Consider the following 19,131-nt stretch of genomic DNA (forward strand, 5'->3'; position numbering starts at 1 on the left):
AGAACTCTCCTCCGTTATAACGTCGGGTTAGTTGCACTTGGTGACGAAGCAGCTGGTCCCTGCTCTTGGGGCACAAAGGTAGATTTTGTTTCTTCGACAAGATCCTTCACCTCTGGTGTCAGCTCTTTTAAGTCATCCACCTTGCCTTTAATGAAAGAAACGTCTTCATTAATCTTTTGTGCTGTTTCTGTTGCGCGGTCAATCAGCTCACGTGATGATGTTGTCAGCTGTTCTGGATCTTTTGCGAGTGCAATAACATAACTTGTCCAAGAAGCCATTTCCTGGCGTGTTCTGCTGTCTAATAATGCGATCGCGCCTCCAATTGCAGCTCCTGCTGCTACACTAATGAAAAATTTACCTTTACCCATTGAATGATCATCCTTTCTTTTCTTTGTCTCAGCATTTTAAAGTATTCGGCTTGCCAAGCCAGTTTTCCTTTTCGATGTTCAAGCTTTTCCCTTAATAAAAAAGATTAAAACGCATATTCATAAAAAATAAATCCATTAGCCGGCCAGCTGATTTCCAAATGGGTCTCAAAAAAAAAGAAATGGAGGTCTGAAATGGGACAAGACAGCCTTTTAGAGATACTTAGCCGCATCAGCTCATTTATCTGGGGCCTGCCTCTGTTAATTTTAATCACCCTTACCGGTATTTACCTCACTTTGCGTATCGGCTTTTTGCAAATACGGCTGCTTCCTTATTCCCTTAAGCTGGCATTCAGTAAAAGCCAGGATTCTGACTCAGAGGGAGACATCTCTCATTTCGAGGCTTTAATGACAGCGCTGGCCGCTACAATCGGCACCGGAAATATTGTAGGTGTAGCCAGCGCTATATTAATAGGCGGGCCAGGCGCTCTTTTTTGGATGTGGATCAGCGCTTTTTTCGGAATGGCTACAAAGTATGCAGAAGCCGTTCTCGCGGTTAAATACCGGGTGCAGGACGAAAACGGTGAAATGTCCGGCGGCCCGATGTACTATCTTGAACACGGGCTTGGCCAAAGATGGCTCGGTGTTTTGTTTGCTGCTTTTGGCGCCATTGCCGCTTTCGGTATCGGCAACCTTGTTCAGGCCAATTCCGTCTCCGGAGTCGTCCGGTCTGTTTTTCATATACCGAATTGGGGAACCGGTCTCGCACTGATGCTTTTCACAGGCCTGGTCCTCCTTGGCGGCATTCAAAGCATTGGACGGGTTACTTCCTTTTTTATTCCTTTTATGGCTGTTTTTTATGTACTTGCCGGCTTGATCGTTTTATTGATAAACGCAGAACAAATTCCAGCAGCGCTTTCCTTGATTCTGGCGGATGCTTTTACAGGAGACGCAGCTGCGGGCGGTGCTCTTGGCACCGTGATACGCTATGGTGTGGCCCGGGGTGTTTTCTCTAATGAAGCGGGTCTTGGTTCTGCTTCGATTGCGGCGGCTGCAGCCAAAACCGATTTTCCAGCACGCCAGGCGCTTGTTTCCATGACGCAGGTATTTATTGATACAATTGTTATTTGTTCGATTACTGGACTGACGATTGTGTTAGCGGGCCAGTATGACAGCGGCCTGCATGGAAGTGAATTGACTACCGCTTCCTTTAATACTTTTCTTGGCTCTGCCGGTTCTTATGTGGTCGCCGTCGGCTTGCTGTTTTTCGCTTCCGCCACGATTATCGGCTGGTCTTATTACGGCGAGAAATGCTGCACCTATTTATTCAGCAAAAAAATCATTCCTTATTATCGGACTGCTTTTGTGTTCGCTGCCTTTGTTGGAGCGGTAGCGAGCCTTGATCTTGTTTGGACGTTTTCGGACATTATGAATGGCTTAATGGCATTGCCAAATTTAATCGGCGTTCTGGCTCTTTCCGGGGTTGTCGTTTCAGAAACACGAATTATTTTAAAGAAAATACGCGAAGAGAAGGATATTGTTTAAGCTTTTCTTTTCCTTTATTGACAACCTTCCTAAAACGTGGAATGATGGTTAAAAATGAAAAAGGTGACGACGTCTTGGATTTAAGCAAAAAATCAGCAGAAAATATTCAGTATATGGTTGATGAAATCACAACGAAATTGCGAATGGTAAACACGGGTGCAATCAGCCCTGAGCATTTCAGCACTTCTTCCTATGACGATTTAAAGGATATCTATGAATTAGTGGTCCGCAAGCAGTCTTTTAGCCCGAGTGAAATGCAGGCAATTGCCGAAGAACTTGGAAACTTGCGTAAATAATAAAAACACCCGCTTCCTTAGAGCGGGTGTTTTTATTATTTACTGGTCCCTGTTCTCGTCGGTTTGAAATTGCTTCATTGAATCACCAAGCTCATTGGCGTGTTTATCGAGCTGCGCAGCAATAGAAGAAATGGCTTCTACCGACTGGTTTGTCTGCTGAACACTGGCTGCTGCTTCTTCAATGCCTGCTGCTGACTCTTGAGAAACAGCGGCAATACTCGAAATGGATTGATTCACTTTTGCAGTGTGATCCATAATCACATAAAGCGAATCTGAGATTGAAGCCACATTGGTGCTTAACTGACTAATGCGTTCTTTCATTGCAGTAAATTTATCGCCGGTGCCCGTAATCTGGTTCGTTCCTTCCGCGACAAGCTCGTAGCCGCCTTCAAGCGTTACCACCACTTCGGCAGACTCCTGCTGAACACTGGCAATAATCGAGTTGATACCGGTAATCGATTGGGCTACCTGTTCAGCCAGTTTTCTTACTTCATCCGCTACAATTGCAAACCCACGGCCATGCTCCCCTGCCCGTGCAGCTTCGATCGCTGCATTTAAGGCAAGCAGATTGGTTTGTTCTGCTACCTGACGGATAATGCTGACAAGCTCTGTAATATCTTTCATCCGGGTATCAAGCCCTTTTACTTTTCGAAGGGCGTCTGTCATGTTTTGGTATATGGTATTCATATGCTCAACTGACTGCTTCATTTCCTGCTCGCCTTCATCCGTTAAAGAAACCATTTCGGCTGCTCCCTGTCTGACATCCTCACCGCTCATTGCCGCGATGGAAATATCCTCTACAAACTTACCAAACATTTCTGTTAAGGCAGTAGCAGAGCGCGCCTGCTCTTCTGCTCCAGCGGACATTTGCTCCATCATTGCCGCAATCTGGCTTGTTTCCTGCTGGACGCGGCCTGATTGTTCATGCAGCACGGTGCTTTCTTCTTCTACTTTACCAGACACGTTTTTAATCCGTGAAAAAATCGAGCCGATCTGTTCATTCATTTCATTAATGGCCAGTACAAGCTGGCCGACTTCATCGTCTGCATCGGAGTGAAGCGGCTCACGATGAATACGGCCGGCTGCCATGTCATTCATTCGCTGGGCCGCCTCTTTGAGGGGACGAATAATCGAACGTACACTTCCCCAAGCCAGAATAATGCCAATAAGTAAGGCAGCAGCACCTAAAATCAAACTGATAGCCATAGAACGCTGCCCAAAATCGATAACGCTTTCACTTTCTTCTGCTATTTGCTTGATACTTTGTGATGAAACATCTCCGCCTTCAAGCAGCGGCGGCAGCGTCTCGGAAAGAAGATTTTCTGTATTCTGATTTAAGCTTGAGATGGCTATAAAGTTTACAGCTGAGATGATTAATGCCAAGGCGATTAATAAACCAAAACTGACAAAAAGCTTTCCACGTAAGCTTTTCATTTTTTCTCACTCCCTTAAAAATAAGTAAAATATAATAGTTCTTATAACCTATTATACATTTTACTTTTAAAAAAACGACCATTTTTCCCGAAAAAAAAAGCCGCTTAAGCGGCTTTTCTTTTTACGAGGACAATAATTTTAAAGATTCACGGTTAAATGCCGGAATATCGTCTGGCTGGCGGCTTGTGACAAGCTGGTTTTGACAGACCACCACTTCCTTGTCCTGAACCTTTGCCCCGGCGTATTCCATATCAACTTGAATGGATTTGTACCCTGTCACATCGCGTCCTTCAAGTGATTTCGCTGTGATCAGCAGCTGTGGTCCATGGCAAATCGCAAAAACAGGTTTTTTTGCGTCCATAAACTCTTTTGTAAATTGTACAAAGCGGTCATCTGCACGCAGCTGATCCGGGGAAAAGCCGCCTGGCAGCAACAGGGCATCGAAGTCGGAGGAAGTGACTTCATCGATCCCTTTATCAATCGAAATGGATGCTTCGCCCTGTTTTCCTTTAACTGTTTTCCCTGCTTCTTTTTCAATTGTTATCAGTTCATGGCCGGCTTCCTGGAATGCTTTAGCAGGTTCTGTGTATTCTACATCCTCAAACATGTCTGTAATAAGTACGGCAATTTTTTTACTCATAACGTGCTCCTTTCCGATTACACTGGTTCAAATGATTTACGCTTTAGGTTTACCCTGCCCGATTTTCTTTAAACAAAAAACAGAAAGAGCGAGGCTCTTTCTGTGAGAGTGTAGACAAAGTAAGAAAGCAGGCTGATTGAAAACGTCTGACTTTCCCCGAACGCCGCCGGCTGGGAAGCGGAGTGACCTTTTTCGGGTCATGAGCATTCACAGACGGCAAGTGACGCCGAAAGCGAGCGTTTGCAGGCAGCCTGAGAGAAAGAGCGAGGCTCTTTCTGTTATTCTGCCGAAGAACTTATGGATTGCTCCGTTTCACCCTGCGGCAAAATTAAAATTTCGACGCGGCGGTTTTGAGCCCGTCCTTCAGCCGTATCGTTCGACGCGATCGGCTGGTATTCACCATAGCCTTTCGCACTGAAAAGCCGCGGATCAAGCTGGTTATTTTTTAAGATTTCCTTCATAAAGTTCACAGCCCGCATCGCACTCAGCTCCCAGTTCGAATCAAACTGAGCGGTTTTGATCGGCATATTGTCTGTGTGACCGCTGATAATAATGCTGCGCGGCGTATCCATGACAAGCAATTTTGAAATATCGCGGGCGCTCGCAAGTTGATCCGGCTGGATTTCTGCGTCACCGGAACTAAATAAAACATTATCCCGAATACGAAGCAGAAGCCCTTCGCCATTAAGTGCTGTTTCTACTTTGTCCTCAAGGTTATTTTCTTTTATATAATCGGTCATTTTTTTCTGCATTTCCTTGAGCTCTTCTTTATCAGCTGCCTTTAGGTTTTCCTCTTGTTCTTCCGTTTCTGTCATCGATGGATCAGAAACGGGGCTTGGAAAATCAAGAACACCGCTGCCTCCTTCAAGCTCATTATTAAAAGCGGAGGCAATGGCTTGAAATTTTTGCACGTCCATGGAGCTGCTTGCAAACAAAACGATAAAAAGAGCGAGGAGGAGTGTCAGCAAGTCCGCATACGGGATGAGCCACGATTCATCTACATGATCTTCATGCTTTTTATGACGTTTACGCTTGGCCATCTCCTAATCCCCCTCCATCGGCATTTAATAGTTTTTTCTTTTCATCCGCAGGCAGGTAGGAAGCAAGCTTTTGTTCCAGAACGCGCGGCGCTTCTCCCTCTAGAATCGAGAGAATGCCTTCAATCATCATTTCTTTTGTTTTCGCTTCAAGTGATGATTTTCGCTTTAGCTTATTTGCAAATGGATGCCATAACACGTACCCTGTAAAAATACCAAGCAGCGTTGCCACGAATGCAGCAGAAATGGCATGGCCGAGCGCATCTGTGTCGCTCATGTTGCCAAGCGCGGCAATCAAGCCGACTACTGCCCCCAGCACTCCAAGTGTCGGTGCGTACGTGCCCGCCTGTGTAAAAATAGCGGCACCCGCTGTATGGCGGTCTTCCATCGCGGCGATTTCTTCACTTAATACATCGCGGATATAATCTGCGCTCTGTCCATCTACTGCAAGGTTCATGCCATTTTTCAAAAAATCATCTTCAATATCGTTCATTTTTGTTTCAAGAGATAACAATCCTTCTTTACGGGCAAGCTCCGCCCAGCTTGTGAACAAGCCGATCACTTCCTGCGGAGTCATTCTTTTTTGGTCCTTAAATAAAATACCGAACAGCTTTGGCACTTTTTTCAATTCTGAACCGGGAAAAGCAATTGTCACAGCTGCCACTGTTCCAAGAACAATAATTAAAAATGCGGCCGGGTTTATTAAAACAGCGGGGCTGACTCCTTTGGCGACCATGCCGACTCCGACGGCAATAAAAGCTAGAATAATACCAACAAGAGATGTTTTATCCACAATACATTAGCTCCTTACTTCCATATACTTTTATCTTTATATCGGCAGGTTCAGCCATAGTTTACACGTTTCGACAAAGAAAAAGAATGACAGAAGTGTTACACTGGCATTCTTTTTAGGCTAAACTTAATAAAACTTTAGCACCAGCTTTACATCCTTTTGCTAAACTAATCTCAATCAACTTATTTATATGAGGTTTTCACTTATGAATCTATCATTCTTTCTTTTCTTTGCGTTTGTCGTTATTTTACTCATTTTGTTTAGATTCCAGCGTAAAAAATATGCTTTTCACCGAAAGCGGACAGACTTATTAACAAACCTTCCAAACCGCCGCAGCCTCGAACAGTTTATCGAAGCCCGGACTACACCGCTCAATCTCCCAATTGCCGTTGTGGTCATTGATCTTGATAATTTCAATTGGATCAATGAAAAATACGGCTATGAAAGCGGCGACAATGTTTTGGTTGAGTTTTCAGAGCGACTTGCGTTTTCCGCTCCTGCCCATAGCCTCGCTGCCCGTATTGAAGGAAATAAATTCGCGCTCGCTATACCCGGCACATACAGCCGCGAGGAAATTCAGACGATGCTTGCTGACCAGTTTCTTTCCCTGCAAAGTCCATTTTATATTTCCGGCGCTCCGGTTCATCTTACTTTTTCAGCAGGTGTCGCCCTGGCTCCCGAGGATGGAAGGAACGGCCACACGCTTTTGCTTCATGCTGAGCGGGCTCTGCGCCATGTAAAGCACCATGGAAAAAACAATCTTGTGCTGTATAATACCTCTTTTCAACGGCAGGACCTTGAACTTCAGCTGGCTATGAGCTTCCGAAGCGCTCTTCAAAACGGCGAATTTTTCTTGTGTTATCAGCCTAAATTGAGCATTCACAGTGGAAAGGCCGATTCTGTTGAAGCACTTATTCGCTGGAACAGCCCGGTTCACGGTACAGTATCACCCGCTTTATTTATTCCGGTTGCTGAAAAAAACGGATTTATCTTCGATTTAACAAAATGGATCTTACAGGAAGCCTGCCGTCAGATGAAAAAATGGTCAGAAACGAATCATACGTTTCAACGAGTGGCTGTTAATATTTCTGCACCGCTGTTTTTATCAGACCGGCTGCCCGAAATGATTCGTGATATTCTTCATGACTGTAAGCTGGATGCCCGGTTTCTTGAACTGGAAATAACGGAAACAGCAGTGATGGAAGACTTTCAAAATGCCTGCCGTATTATCACTCTGCTGAAAAAAGAAGGTATCACGATTTCACTGGACGATTTTGGAACAGGTGTTTCATCACTGACGCATTTGAAAAACCTTCCAATTGATACACTTAAAATCGACAAGTCTTTTATTAACGAAGTTCATACTTCGTTTGAAGACAAAGCACTTGTTGAAATGATTATTCAGCTGGCAAACTTATTCGGGTTGTCCGTTACGGCAGAAGGCGTGGAAAAACAAGAGCAGCTCAACGTGCTGCAAAGGCTTGGCTGCGACTCCATTCAAGGTTATTTGATCAGCCGGCCTGAGCTTCCTGATGTTTTGGATGCTTATTTTACGGAAAAAAAATATGGTTCCTAAAAAAAAGCCGCAGCTTCCACGTTGGAAGCTGCGGCTTTTTCATTATGCCTGCAAGGCCATTGCCGGCCCGAAAAATTCATATTTGATATTTTGCTCGTTAAAGCCAAGCTCGGTTAAATGGCGAATGACAGCTTGCATAAACGGCACCGGACCGCATACGTAGCAGATGCTTTTCGGATCAAGAACATCTTGTAAAAAGCTTTTACTAATATAGCCGGTTACATCACATACATCCGACTCATTTTTTTTCTCTTCATAAGCCACGTACATCTTTCCATTGGAAAGACGATTTATTTGTTCCGCCGCTTCTTCTTCAAATGCACGCGCCTCTTTGTTTCGTGCCGCTTGAATCAGAACCGTTTTCCGGTCTGGTTCATTTTGTGCAATCGAGCCAAGCATTGCCATCATCGGTGTGATCCCTACTCCGCCCGCAATAAGCGCCACAGGCTGTGTGCCTTGTTCTAAATAAAAATCACCGGCTGGCGCACTGACTTCCAATGTATCGCCTTCTTGCAGCTGGTCATGAAGGTAAACAGATACTTTCCCTTCCGGATTGTAATCGGCCTCCCGTTTGACAGAAATACGGAAAGAATGGGACCCAGGTGCTTGTGACAAGCTGTATTGGCGGTTCACTAAAAACTCTTCTCCAGGGATGGATGTCCGAATCGTAATATACTGTCCTGGCAGATAAGCCGGCACAGGCTCGCCGTCTTTTGCTTTTAAATAGAAGGAAGTAATCAATGAGCTTTCTTTTACTTTTCTTTGAATCACAAACTCTTTAAAATCCTTCCAGCCATGCTCCTGCAGTTCTGCTTGGTCATACATTTCTTTTTCTACATCGATAAATATTTGAGCAATAACCCCGTATGCTTCTGCCCATGCGTTAATGATGTCGTCTGTCGCCGCTTCACCAAGCACGCCTTTGATCGCCTTCAGTAAATATTCCCCTACAATCGGATAATGTTCGGCCTTGATGGCAAGACTGCGATGCTTGTGGGCAATTTGTTTAACAGCCGGAAGCAGTACTTCAAGCTGATCAATGTACTTGGCTGCTGCATAAACCGTATTGGCCAAAGCCGTTTGCTGACGTCCTTTTGACTGGTTGGCATGATTAAAAATATTGAGCAGCTCGGGGTGAGCTTCAAACATCGTTCTATAGAAATAAGTTGTGATTTCAACACCGTGTGTTTCTAAAATAGGAGCAGTTGATTTAACGATATCGATTGTTTTTTGTGATAGCACAATAATTCCCCCTGGGTCTTTTTAAAAGATACATTTATAATACATCTTATTTATACGCCACCTGCCTCTGAAAAACAATATTTAAAAAGTATGTTTAAAAAAACGTTCACAATTGCACAAATTTCTTCTTACATGACATAATAGACCTATAGGACAGGTGAGAACGATGAAACTAACTCTTTATACAGACTACTCGCTTCGCATGCTTGTTTTTCTGGGAGCAAAAGAAGAAGGAGAACTATCTAATATAAAAGAAATTGCCGATGCGTATAATATTTCAAAAAACCATTTAATGAAAGTGACGCATGAATTAGGCAAGCTTGGCTATATCGAAACAATTCGGGGGCGAAATGGCGGTATCCGCCTGGCAAAAAAACCTTCTGATATTAATATTGGTGAAGTTGTCCGGAAAACCGAGGATGATTTTCACATTGTTGAATGCTTTGTTGATCCCGGCCGCTGCTCGATCACTCCAATTTGCGGATTGCGCCACGTATTTGCAGAAGCATTGCAGGCCTTTCTTGCCGTACTGGATCGTTATACCCTAAATGACTTTTTAGCAGACAAGGATATGCTCCGTATCTTTTTGGAATCCGACGCTTCTATTATGTGAAAAATCACCTTTTTTGGTAAACTGGCTATATTACATAAACAAAGGAGAATATCGATGAAAAATTTCGAGGAACAGCTCCAAAATTACGCGCAGCTTGCAGTTACAACCGGCGTAAATATTCAGCCAGGACAAACACTCGTTGTGCGTGCGGCTATTGATTCAGCACAGCTTGTCCGCTTAATCGTAGAAAAAGCTTACCAGGCAAGCGCCAAGCACGTATATGTGGACTGGAGCGATGACACAGTATCCAGATTAAAATACACGCTTGCACCGGAAGAGGCTTTTCATGAGTTTCCAGCATGGAACAAACAAATGATGGAATCACTTGCGGAAGAAGGCGCTGCTTTTATGTCGATCGTCTCGTCCGGACCGGACTTGTTAAAAGGCGTCGATGGAAAACGGATTGCGGCTTATCAGAAAGCGGCCGGCACAGCGATGAAAAAGTACCGCGAATACATTCAGTCAGACAAAGTAAGCTGGACGGTCATCGCAGCTCCTTCACAGGATTGGGCTGATAAAGTATTTGAGGATCTTCCAAAGGAAGAACGGGTTCCAGCCCTATGGGACGCCATTTTCAAAGCGGTACGTGCGGATCATGAGGATGCTGTTCAATCCTGGAAAGATCATGATGACCGCCTTGTAGAAAAAGTCACAGAGTTAAACAAGCAGCATTTTAAAACGCTTCATTATACTGCGCCCGGCACAGACTTAACGATTGATCTGCCAGATACGCACCTATGGGTCGGTGCCGGCAGTATAAATGAGCAGGGCCATAGCTTCATGGCGAATATGCCGACCGAAGAAGTTTTCACAGTCCCGGTTAAAACCGGTGTGAACGGATACGTAAAAGCAACAAAGCCGCTCAGCTATGCGGGTAATATTATTGATGGCTTTACAGTTACGTTTAAGGATGGACGAATCGTGGATGTATCGGCCGAGCAGGGTGAAGAAGTATTAAAGCAGCTGATCGATACAGATGAAGGTTCACATTATCTTGGAGAGGTGGCACTTGTCCCTCATGACTCCCCTATTTCCAATGCAGGCATCCTGTTTTTCAACACGCTTTTCGATGAAAATGCATCCAACCACCTGGCTATCGGCAGTGCATATGCATTTTGTATTGAAGGCGGCAAGGAAATGTCGCAGGAGGAGCTCGAGAAAAACGGTTTAAACACAAGTATCACTCACGTTGATTTTATGATCGGTTCTGCTGAAATGAATATTGATGGTATTAAAGCAGACGGCACACGTGAAGCGGTTTTCCGCAACGGCAACTGGGCATAACGGCTAAAAAAAGATCCCGAGGTTCTCGGGATCTTTTTCAAAAGCTAAATTCGTTTAACCGGTTATAGTATTTAATCAAAAATTCATAAAACAGCTTTTCAGACGGCGGCAGCATCCTTGATTTTGTCATAATGACTCCTACAGTCCGGGTCACACGCGGCACGCTGACCGGAATACTGACAGTCCCTACCGGTGTTTGGTCAATCAGCAGTGTTTCCGGCAGAAGACTCACACCAAGCCCTGCTTCCACTAACCCTTTAATCGTGTAAATATCCTCACTTTCAAAAGCCACAGACGGTTCAAAATTTACTTTTCTGCATGCATCAAGCACAAGTGCCCGCATATCATATCCTGTACGAAACAAGACAAACTGATCGTCCATCAAGTCACGAAGATTAATCGATGACTGCTTAGCTAAGCGATGGTGAGTCGGAATAAGGGCTCTCATGTGCTCAGAGAAAAAAACATGTGTGTTGATTTCAGCCGTCGGCTCCGGAACAGGTGATACAAAGGCAAGGTCGATTTCCCCCTTTTCCACGCGTTCACGCAGTTCCCGGTTGGAGCCTTGTTTAAAATCAAAGCCAACATCCGAGTATTGATTTCGAAAAGCAGAAATGACACGGGGCAATGTTTTTGTGGCTAAGGAATTCGGAAAACCAAGGCGGATTTTGCCGGCTTCCGGGTTTAAATAATCTTCAATTGCTTTTACTGCTTTATCCATCGCTTCCATCGCTACAAGAGCATGGTCGTAAAAAATACGCCCTGCATGGGTCAGGCGGACGCTGCGTCCTTCGCGCAAAAAAAGCTCAACGCCAAGTTCATCTTCAAGCTTGGCAATTTGGCGGCTGACAGCAGACTGCGCAACATGCAGATGAAAAGCGGCTTCAGTCATATGTTCCTGGCGCGCCACTTCCATGAAGTATTTCACTTGTCTCATTTCCATTTTCATCCACACTCCTGACTCATATCATTTTGAGATCAATAACTTATTAATAATATATTGATTGTATCATTTCTGAACCCTACAATAAATATAACAGAGAAAGATGATTTGAACGCGGAGGTGCACAACATGAATCTATACGGTTACCCAGAAAAACAGGGCTTATATGATCCAAAAAATGAACATGATGCCTGCGGTATCGGTTTTATTGCAAATATAAAAGGTCGTCCATCCCACAAAATTGTGCAGGATGGTATTCATATGCTTTGCCGTTTGGAACACCGCGGCGGAAACTTAAACGGAACAACTGGCGATGGTGCAGGAATTATGCTGCAAATCTGCGATGATTTCTTCCGTAAAGAGTGCGAAAATTTAAACATTACGTTACCTGCTCCATATGATTATGCAGTCGGTATGTTCTTTTTGCCACAAAACGAAAAAGAACGTGAGCAAATTCAAGTAGAAACAGAATTAATTCTTCACGAAGAAGGCTTAAAATTGCTTGGCTGGCGTGACGTTCCGGTTAACCCGGAAGCAGCTGGACCAGAAGCGCTTGTGATCGCTCCCTATGTGATGCAGCTATTTGTCGAAAAAAGCAAAAAGCACGAAACAGAAAAAGATTTTGAACGTGCGCTTTATGTAATGAGAAAACGTATTGAAAATGAGATCGGAAATAACCCGGATGTAAAAGGCTCATTCTACATCCCAAGCTTTTCAACACGGACCATTATTTATAAAGGAATGCTGACGCCTGAACAAATCGATCAGTATTATGTTGATCTGGCAAAAGAAGACTATCAATCTGCTTTTTCCCTTGTTCACTCGCGTTTTAGTACAAACACATTCCCAAGCTGGGAACGTGCGCATCCGTACCGCTATTTAATTCATAACGGTGAAATTAATACAAACCGCGGAAATGTAAGCTGGATGCAGTCGCGTGAGAAAGCCGGCTATTCTAAACTGTTTGGCGATCAATACAAAGACCTTCTGCCAATTATCGATACAAACGGCAGTGACTCGGCAATGCTTGATAACGCCATCGAATTTTTAACACTTTCAGGCCGCTCCCTTCCGCATGCAGCGATGATGCTGATTCCGGAACCGTGGGACCGTGATCAGCATATGGCAGATCCGAAGCTTGCTTTTTATGAATATCACAGCTGCTTAATGGAGCCATGGGACGGACCAACCTCTATTTCTTTCACAGATGGACGCAAAATCGGTACAATCCTTGACCGTAATGGCTTGCGCCCGGCTCGTTACTATGTAACAGATGACGATCATATCATCTACTCATCTGAAGTAGGTACGATTGAAGTAGATGAAAAGCGCATCGTGAAAAAAGAAACAGTCAGCGCTGGTGAAATGCTGCTTGTTGATTTAGAGGAAGGACGCATTGTTTCTGACGAAGAAATCAAGCAGGAAATCACAACAGCAGAGCCTTACCGTGAATGGCTTGATCAAAACCTAGTGCACATTACAGACCTTGAAGATGCGTCTGTTGCAAAGGAAGAAGCTTTTACTGAAAAAGAAATGCTGAACCTTCATAAAGCATTCGGCTACACGTTCGATGAGCTGACAAAACAAATTGCACCAATGGCGACAGAAAAAACCGATCCAATCGGTTCAATGGGCTATGACGCACCGCTTGCTGTTTTGTCTGAGCGTCCACAGCTTTTATACAACTATTTTAAACAGCTGTTCGCACAAGTAACGAACCCGCCAATCGATGCGATTCGCGAAGATAACGTTGTATCCATGATGACGCTTCTTGGCAACGAAGGAAACATTTTGGCTCCTTCAGCCGAAAACAGCCGTCGTATTCGCTTAGAAACACCGATTCTTGGCGAAAAAGAATGGAATAAAATCGTGCACAATCAAAATCCTGCATTCCAAACAGCTACTCTTTCTCTTCTATTTAATACGAAAGAAAAAGTAGATTTGGCCGATACAATGACAGCTTTGTATAAACAGGCAGATGCAGCAATTGAAAGTGGCGCATCTATTCTGATCTTGTCAGACCGAGGCGTAACAAGCAAACAAGCAGCGGTCCCTGCCCTTCTTGCTGTGAGCGGTATTCATCAGCATTTAATCAAAAATGGGCGCCGCACAAATGTCAGCCTTGTGCTTGATACAGCAGAAGCACGTGACGTACACCAATTCTGCTGCTTGATCGGCTACGGCGCAGATGCGATTTACCCATATCTTGCGATTGCTTCCCTCCGCTCAATGGTAGCAGACGGAACAATTCCAGGCATGACAACAGAAGAAGCTGAGAAAAACTACAACTATGCAGCAACAAGCGGCATCATTAAAGTAATGGCGAAAATGGGAATTTCTACTGTTCAAAGTTACCGCGGTGCACAAATTTTTGAAGCAGTCGGTATTGGACACGAAGTAATTGAAACATACTTTACAGGCACGACATCAGCGCTAAGCGGTATTACGCTTGATGTGGTACTTCAAGAAACGCTTGCCCGCCACCACGACGCGTTCGGTAAAGGTGAATTCACAGATCCGACTCTTGATTCAAGCGGTGAATTCCAATGGAGACGCACAGGTGAAAAGCACGCCTTCAATCCAAAAACGATCCACATGCTCCAGCATGCGGCACGAACAAATAACTACGAGCTTTATAAAGAATACTCAGAGCTTGTAAACGAAGAAAATATTATGTTCCTTCGTGGATTGCTGGATTTAGATTTCACTGCCCGTCCATCGGTTCCGCTCGATGAAGTTGAACCACTTGAAAGCATCTTTAAACGGTTTAAGTCCGGTGCCATGTCTTATGGTTCTATTAGTAAAGAAGCCCATGAATCACTGGCTATTGCCTTGAACCGCCTGGGCGGAAAAAGCAACAGCGGTGAAGGCGGCGAGGATTCAGACCGCTATACACCAGATGCAAACGGTGATATCCGTTCAAGTGCGATTAAGCAGGTTGCTTCCGGCCGTTTCGGTGTAACAAGCGAGTATTTAAATACAGCATCTGAGATTCAAATTAAAATGGCCCAAGGCGCGAAGCCGGGTGAAGGCGGCCATCTGCCTGGTAAAAAGGTATATCCATGGATCGCGGAAACACGCGGTTCTACACCAGGTGTCGGCTTGATTTCTCCTCCTCCTCACCATGATATTTATTCAATCGAGGACTTGGCGCAGCTTATTTATGACTTGAAAAATGCGAACCATAAAGCGCGTATCAACGTGAAGCTGGTAGCCAAAACAGGTGTCGGTACAATTGCAGCCGGTGTTGCAAAAGGCTTGGCAGATGTTATTCTTGTCAGCGGCTACGAAGGCGGTACAGGTGCTTCGCCGAAAACAAGTATTAAGCACACCGGCCTTCCGTGGGAAATCGGCTTGGCTGAAACACACCAGACTCTTCTTATGAACGGTTTGCGTGAAAAAGTAACACTTGAAACAGACGGAAAGCTTATGAACGGCCGTGATGTAGTGATTGCTGCCCTTCTTGGTGCCGAGGAATTCGGTTTTGCAACAGCTCCACTTGTTGTTCTTGGCTGTGTGATGATGCGCGTATGCCATATGGATACATGCCCAGTTGGGGTTGCGACACAAAACCCGGCACTGCGTGAAAAATTCATGGGTGATGCCGACCACGTAGTGAACTACTTGACGTTCGTGGGACGCGAAATCCGCGAATTGATGGCTGAGCTTGGCTTCCGTACAATTGATGAAATGATTGGCCAAAAACAGGTATTAAAGCCGCATGCAAGAAAAGATCAGCATCCGAAAGCGAAATACTTGGATCTGTTCCCTCTTCTTTACATGACGCCGCTTAAGCCGGGCCAAAAACAATATAAAACAACAGATCAAGATTACAAGCTGGACCGTACGATTGATCGCCGTCTTCTATTAGACGCTGTTCGCCCAGCGCTCGAAAACAAAGAAGCCGTTGCGGCTGAATTTGATATTATCAATACCGATCGTGCGGCTGGTACGATTACCGGTTCCGCTGTAACACTCGCACACGGTGCGGAAGGTCTTCCAGACAATACCGTTCAATTCACATTCAACGGCTCGGCTGGACAAAGCTTTGGCGCTTTCCTTCCAAAAGGTTTGACGTTTACAGTAAATGGAGACGCGAACGATTACTTCGGTAAAGGTCTTTCAGGCGGACGCCTTGTTGTTCGTCCACACAGCGATGCAAACCTTGTGCCGCATGAACATGCTATTTGCGGAAACGTAAACTTATACGGTGCAACAAGCGGTGAAGCCTTTATTAACGGCCGTGCCGGAACACGTTTTGCTGTTCGTAACAGCGGTGCCGATATTGTCGTGGAAGGCGTAACGGATCACGGCTGTGAGTACATGACAGGCGGACGTGTTGTGATTCTTGGTCCAACTGGCCGCAACTTTGCAGCTGGTATGTCCGGCGGTATTGCTTACCTGTACGCTCCAGAACGTGATCGTGCTGAAAGCCGCGTCAACCGTGAAATGGTTCTGACAGAATCATTGGACAGCTTACAAGAAGAAAACGAATTAAAAACATTGATTACACGTCATCTACAATGGACAGGCAGTCCGATTGCCGCTTCTATTCTTGAAAATTGGGAAACGGAGAAACACCACTTTATCCGGGTTATCCCTTACGAATACAAAGAAATGATGAAATCTATTTCTTACTATGAACAGCAAGGAATGAAAACGGCTGATGCGAAGTACGCAGCATTTACAGAGAAAAAAATGCCAGTCGTTGAGAACGCGTAAGAAAGGAGAATGAATTGATGGGGAAAGCTACCGGTTTTATCGAATATGAACGCAAAACAGCTCCAGGGCGCAACCCGGCTGAACGGATAAAAGACTGGAGAGAATATACGACAAAGCTTCCGGAAAAAGAACTGCAAATTCAAGGAGCCCGCTGCATGGACTGCGGGACTCCTTTCTGCCACACTGGCCAGATGATCGGAGGTACACCGTCCGGATGTCCGCTTTACAATTTGATTCCAGAGTGGAATGATCTTGTATACCGCGGCCGCTGGAAAGAAGCGCTGGATCGTTTGCTGAAAACAAATAACTTCCCAGAGTTCACGGGCCGTGTCTGCCCTGCTCCGTGTGAAGGATCTTGTACAGTCGCGATTACAGATCCTGCCGTTGCGATTAAATCGATTGAAAAAGCGATTATCGACAAAGGATTTGAAGAAGGCTGGATTACACCAAATCCACCTAAACGCCGTACTGGCAAACGTGTAGCTGTTGTTGGTTCTGGTCCTGCCGGCCTTGCCGCAGCAGACCAGCTGAACAAAGCCGGCCATCTTGTAACGGTATTTGAGCGCGACGATCGTATCGGCGGCTTGCTTATGTATGGTATTCCTTCTATGAAACTTGAAAAAGAAACGGTTGAACGCCGCGTTAACCTGCTCAAAAATGAAGGCATTGAATTTGTTGTGAACACAACAATCGGTAAAGATATTACAAAAGAACAGCTGAAAGAAGAATACGATGCAGTGATTCTTTGTGCGGGCGCGCAAACACACCGTGACATCGTGATCGAAGGCCGTGACTCAGAAGGTATTTACCTTGCGATGGATTATTTAACAAGAAGCATTAAAGGCTTGTTAAATGAGTCTGAGGAAGGGGTAATCTCTGCAGAAGGCAAAAACGTCATCGTAATTGGCGGTGGTGATACAGGTGCTGACTGTGTGGCAACAGCGATTCGCCAAGGCGCTAAAAGCGTTGTTCAATTCGGCAAGCACGAAGCTCAGCCTGTGAGACGCACTAAAAACAACCCGTGGCCACAGTATCCAAATGTATTTGAATTGGATTACGCGTATGCAGAAGCAGCTGCTGTTTACGGTGAAGACCCCCGTGAATATTTGATTGCGACAACAAAGTTTGTAGCGGATGAACATGGCAAATTAAAAGAACTTCATACGGTTCGTATGGAAAAAACGTATCTTGAAGATGGCAGCTATACAATGGAAGAAATTCCTGGCAGTGAGCAAGTGTGGCCTGTTGAGCTTGTGCTTGTAGCAATTGGCTTCAGCGGAACAGACATGCCGCTTGCTTCCCACTTCGGTGTAGATACAACAGCACGCAATACTGTACTTGCGAAATACGGCAAATACACAACAAACGAAGAAGGCATTTTTGCGGCCGGCGATATGCGCCGTGGACAAAGCCTTGTTGTTTGGGCGATTCATGAAGGGCGCGAAGCTGCACGTGAAGCAGATCGCTTCCTTATGGGTGAAACAAAGCTTCCTTAATCAGCTCTCCAAGCTGCCTCTTACGAGAGGCAGCTTTTTCATTTACAGAATAGGAGAGCCCTTCTTTACGCTGTCACAGCGATTATATGAGCCGTACATGTGCATAAAAAAAGAACCAGCTCCCGCTAGTCCCGTCTTAAATAGTGTAAAAAGGTTTCTGCTGTTTTCGTCATAAAAGGGGCATCTGGAATGATCGCATAAAAATTCCGCTCATAATACAAATTCCCGCCGCCTACAATCTTCAGCTTCTCAAGCTCCAGCTCATTTCGAATCGTCCATTCCGACAAAAGAGCCACTCCCAGTCCTGCTTCAACTGCTTCTTTAATAATCTGCGTGCTGCCAAATTCTAAAATCTTAGCCGGCCGAATGCCGTTTTTAGCGGCAAACCAGTCAAATGCTTCTCTTGTGCCAGACCCCTGCTCTCTGACAATCCATGTTTCTTCATTTAAATGAACACGTTTTTCACTGTTTTCTTTTTTCCCCTTGATCACGTACATTTTATCGGAGGCAATTTTTTCAGCAATCAGCTTGTCTGAAGCCACTGTTCCTTCCACAACGCCAAGGTCAATTTCATTATGGATGACCTTTTCGGCAATTTCCTGCGTGTTCCCAATCGTAATATAGGGATCAACAGACGGAAACTTATTGAGGAAATCCGCTACAATGTGCGGCAAAATGTATTCCCCAAACGAATAGCTTGCGCCAACGGCGAGCTTCCCCTTTACTTCACCGGCTAAATCCTCTACTGCCTGCTTCATCTTATCATTTAGCGTAGAAATTTCCCCGCCATAATAAGCAACAAGGCTGCCTGCTTTCGTCAAACGGATTTTTTTGTTCGTTCGGTCAATTAATTTAATGCCAAGCTCATCCTCAAACGACTTAATATACTGGCTTACAGCCGGCTGGGTGATAAACAGCTCTTCTGCTGCTCTTGAAAAGTTCATATGCTTTACTACAGTTAAAAAAACCTTTAATTTTTGTTCCATATCCGCCCACCATCATACGTGATTGCTTTTCACTTTTTATTAGCTGTTTCTATTTTAGCATGATTGAGAAGGAAAAAGGGAATTGAAGGCAAACAAAAAGCATTCAGATGTCCTCCAATGACATCTGAATGCTTTGTTTTGTTTTAAAGGGATCAGCTA

At 44.8% G+C, this 19,131-nt stretch carries 15 protein-coding genes; 7 read left to right on the plus strand and 8 right to left on the minus strand.

All coding sequences use genetic code 11. The features are described 5' to 3' along the window. Positions 1–14: 14 nt before the first annotated feature. Entirely contained in the window at positions 15–368 is a 354-nt protein-coding gene (locus tag M3221_RS11780) for a hypothetical protein (RefSeq protein WP_242233788.1), read from the minus strand. A gap of 192 nt (positions 369–560) precedes the next feature. Here M3221_RS11780 and M3221_RS11785 point away from each other — a divergent pair, with 192 nt between their 5' ends. Both M3221_RS11785 and M3221_RS11790 read left to right on the plus strand, forming a co-directional pair. After that, positions 561–1,910 carry an alanine/glycine:cation symporter family protein gene (locus tag M3221_RS11785; RefSeq protein ID WP_251271966.1) on the plus strand — a complete coding sequence of 450 codons (1,350 nt, stop codon included), beginning with the start codon at positions 561–563 and terminating at the stop codon, positions 1,908–1,910. Between the two features lie 74 nt (positions 1,911–1,984). After that, entirely contained in the window at positions 1,985–2,206 is a 222-nt protein-coding gene (locus M3221_RS11790; RefSeq protein ID WP_251271967.1) for a DUF1128 domain-containing protein, read from the plus strand. 39 nt (positions 2,207–2,245) lie between these two features. On the opposite strand, the gene M3221_RS11795 is transcribed toward M3221_RS11790, so the two are convergent. The 4 genes from M3221_RS11795 to motA form a co-directional block, all read right to left on the minus strand. Further along, positions 2,246–3,640 carry a methyl-accepting chemotaxis protein gene (locus M3221_RS11795; RefSeq protein ID WP_251271968.1) on the minus strand — a complete coding sequence of 465 codons (1,395 nt, stop codon included), beginning with the start codon at positions 3,638–3,640 and terminating at the stop codon, positions 2,246–2,248. 121 nt (positions 3,641–3,761) lie between these two features. Then, a complete protein-coding gene (locus M3221_RS11800; protein ID WP_251271969.1) occupies positions 3,762–4,280 on the minus strand; it encodes a type 1 glutamine amidotransferase domain-containing protein in 519 nt (172 codons plus the stop codon). A gap of 278 nt (positions 4,281–4,558) precedes the next feature. Next, positions 4,559–5,320 (minus strand): flagellar motor protein MotB, encoded by a 762-nt coding sequence (gene motB, locus M3221_RS11805; RefSeq protein WP_251271970.1) that lies wholly within the window; start codon positions 5,318–5,320, stop codon positions 4,559–4,561. Further along, complete coding sequence (motA, locus tag M3221_RS11810; RefSeq protein ID WP_251271971.1) at positions 5,307–6,110, minus strand: flagellar motor stator protein MotA; 804 nt, start codon at positions 6,108–6,110, stop codon at positions 5,307–5,309. The genes motB and motA overlap by 14 nt, the downstream gene beginning before the upstream one ends. Before the next feature lie 205 nt (positions 6,111–6,315). Between motA and M3221_RS11815 the strand changes: the two genes are divergently transcribed. Beyond that, complete coding sequence (locus tag M3221_RS11815; RefSeq protein WP_251271972.1) at positions 6,316–7,686, plus strand: putative bifunctional diguanylate cyclase/phosphodiesterase; 1,371 nt, start codon at positions 6,316–6,318, stop codon at positions 7,684–7,686. Positions 7,687–7,728: 42 nt separating this feature from the next. On the opposite strand, the gene hmpA is transcribed toward M3221_RS11815, so the two are convergent. Beyond that, entirely contained in the window at positions 7,729–8,928 is a 1,200-nt protein-coding gene (gene hmpA, locus M3221_RS11820) for an NO-inducible flavohemoprotein (RefSeq protein ID WP_251271973.1), read from the minus strand. A gap of 166 nt (positions 8,929–9,094) precedes the next feature. Here hmpA and M3221_RS11825 point away from each other — a divergent pair, with 166 nt between their 5' ends. Continuing rightward, complete coding sequence (locus tag M3221_RS11825; protein WP_242233797.1) at positions 9,095–9,541, plus strand: RrF2 family transcriptional regulator; 447 nt, start codon at positions 9,095–9,097, stop codon at positions 9,539–9,541. Positions 9,542–9,595: 54 nt separating this feature from the next. Then, complete coding sequence (locus M3221_RS11830) at positions 9,596–10,825, plus strand: aminopeptidase (RefSeq protein WP_251271974.1); 1,230 nt, start codon at positions 9,596–9,598, stop codon at positions 10,823–10,825. Positions 10,826–10,862: 37 nt separating this feature from the next. On the opposite strand, the gene M3221_RS11835 is transcribed toward M3221_RS11830, so the two are convergent. After that, positions 10,863–11,768, minus strand: coding sequence for a LysR family transcriptional regulator (locus M3221_RS11835; protein ID WP_251271975.1), 906 nt, complete (start codon positions 11,766–11,768; stop codon positions 10,863–10,865). Between the two features lie 129 nt (positions 11,769–11,897). On the opposite strand from M3221_RS11835, the gene gltB reads away from it, so the two are divergent. Beyond that, positions 11,898–16,490, plus strand: coding sequence for a glutamate synthase large subunit (gene gltB, locus M3221_RS11840; protein ID WP_251271976.1), 4,593 nt, complete (start codon positions 11,898–11,900; stop codon positions 16,488–16,490). Between the two features lie 17 nt (positions 16,491–16,507). Further along, the gene (locus M3221_RS11845; RefSeq protein WP_251271977.1) at positions 16,508–17,986 is read left to right on the plus strand and encodes a glutamate synthase subunit beta; all 1,479 of its coding nucleotides are present in this window, start codon (positions 16,508–16,510) and stop codon (positions 17,984–17,986) included. A gap of 125 nt (positions 17,987–18,111) precedes the next feature. Here the strand turns inward: M3221_RS11845 and M3221_RS11850 are convergent, their stop codons facing one another. Next, the gene (locus M3221_RS11850) at positions 18,112–18,972 is read right to left on the minus strand and encodes a LysR family transcriptional regulator (protein WP_251271978.1); all 861 of its coding nucleotides are present in this window, start codon (positions 18,970–18,972) and stop codon (positions 18,112–18,114) included. Between the last annotated feature and the right edge of the window lie 159 nt (positions 18,973–19,131).

Origin of the sequence: Domibacillus indicus (genome assembly GCF_023715895.1) — a bacterium.
Lineage (GTDB): Bacteria > Bacillota > Bacilli > Bacillales > Domibacillaceae > Domibacillus > Domibacillus indicus_A.

Excerpts from the sequence above, each read along its gene's own strand:
- M3221_RS11780 (WP_242233788.1), bottom strand. The coding sequence starts at position 368 with ATGGGTAAAGGTAAATTTTTCATTAGTGTAGCAGCAGGAGCTGCAATT.
- M3221_RS11785 (WP_251271966.1), top strand. The coding sequence starts at position 561 with ATGGGACAAGACAGCCTTTTAGAGATACTTAGCCGCATCAGCTCATTT.
- M3221_RS11795 (WP_251271968.1), bottom strand. The coding sequence starts at position 3,640 with ATGAAAAGCTTACGTGGAAAGCTTTTTGTCAGTTTTGGTTTATTAATC.
- M3221_RS11800 (WP_251271969.1), bottom strand. The coding sequence starts at position 4,280 with ATGAGTAAAAAAATTGCCGTACTTATTACAGACATGTTTGAGGATGTA.
- motB (WP_251271970.1), bottom strand. The coding sequence starts at position 5,320 with ATGGCCAAGCGTAAACGTCATAAAAAGCATGAAGATCATGTAGATGAA.
- M3221_RS11815 (WP_251271972.1), top strand. The coding sequence starts at position 6,316 with ATGAATCTATCATTCTTTCTTTTCTTTGCGTTTGTCGTTATTTTACTC.
- M3221_RS11825 (WP_242233797.1), top strand. The coding sequence starts at position 9,095 with ATGAAACTAACTCTTTATACAGACTACTCGCTTCGCATGCTTGTTTTT.
- M3221_RS11830 (WP_251271974.1), top strand. The coding sequence starts at position 9,596 with ATGAAAAATTTCGAGGAACAGCTCCAAAATTACGCGCAGCTTGCAGTT.
- M3221_RS11835 (WP_251271975.1), bottom strand. The coding sequence starts at position 11,768 with ATGGAAATGAGACAAGTGAAATACTTCATGGAAGTGGCGCGCCAGGAA.
- gltB (WP_251271976.1), top strand. The coding sequence starts at position 11,898 with ATGAATCTATACGGTTACCCAGAAAAACAGGGCTTATATGATCCAAAA.
- M3221_RS11845 (WP_251271977.1), top strand. The coding sequence starts at position 16,508 with ATGGGGAAAGCTACCGGTTTTATCGAATATGAACGCAAAACAGCTCCA.
- M3221_RS11850 (WP_251271978.1), bottom strand. The coding sequence starts at position 18,972 with ATGGAACAAAAATTAAAGGTTTTTTTAACTGTAGTAAAGCATATGAAC.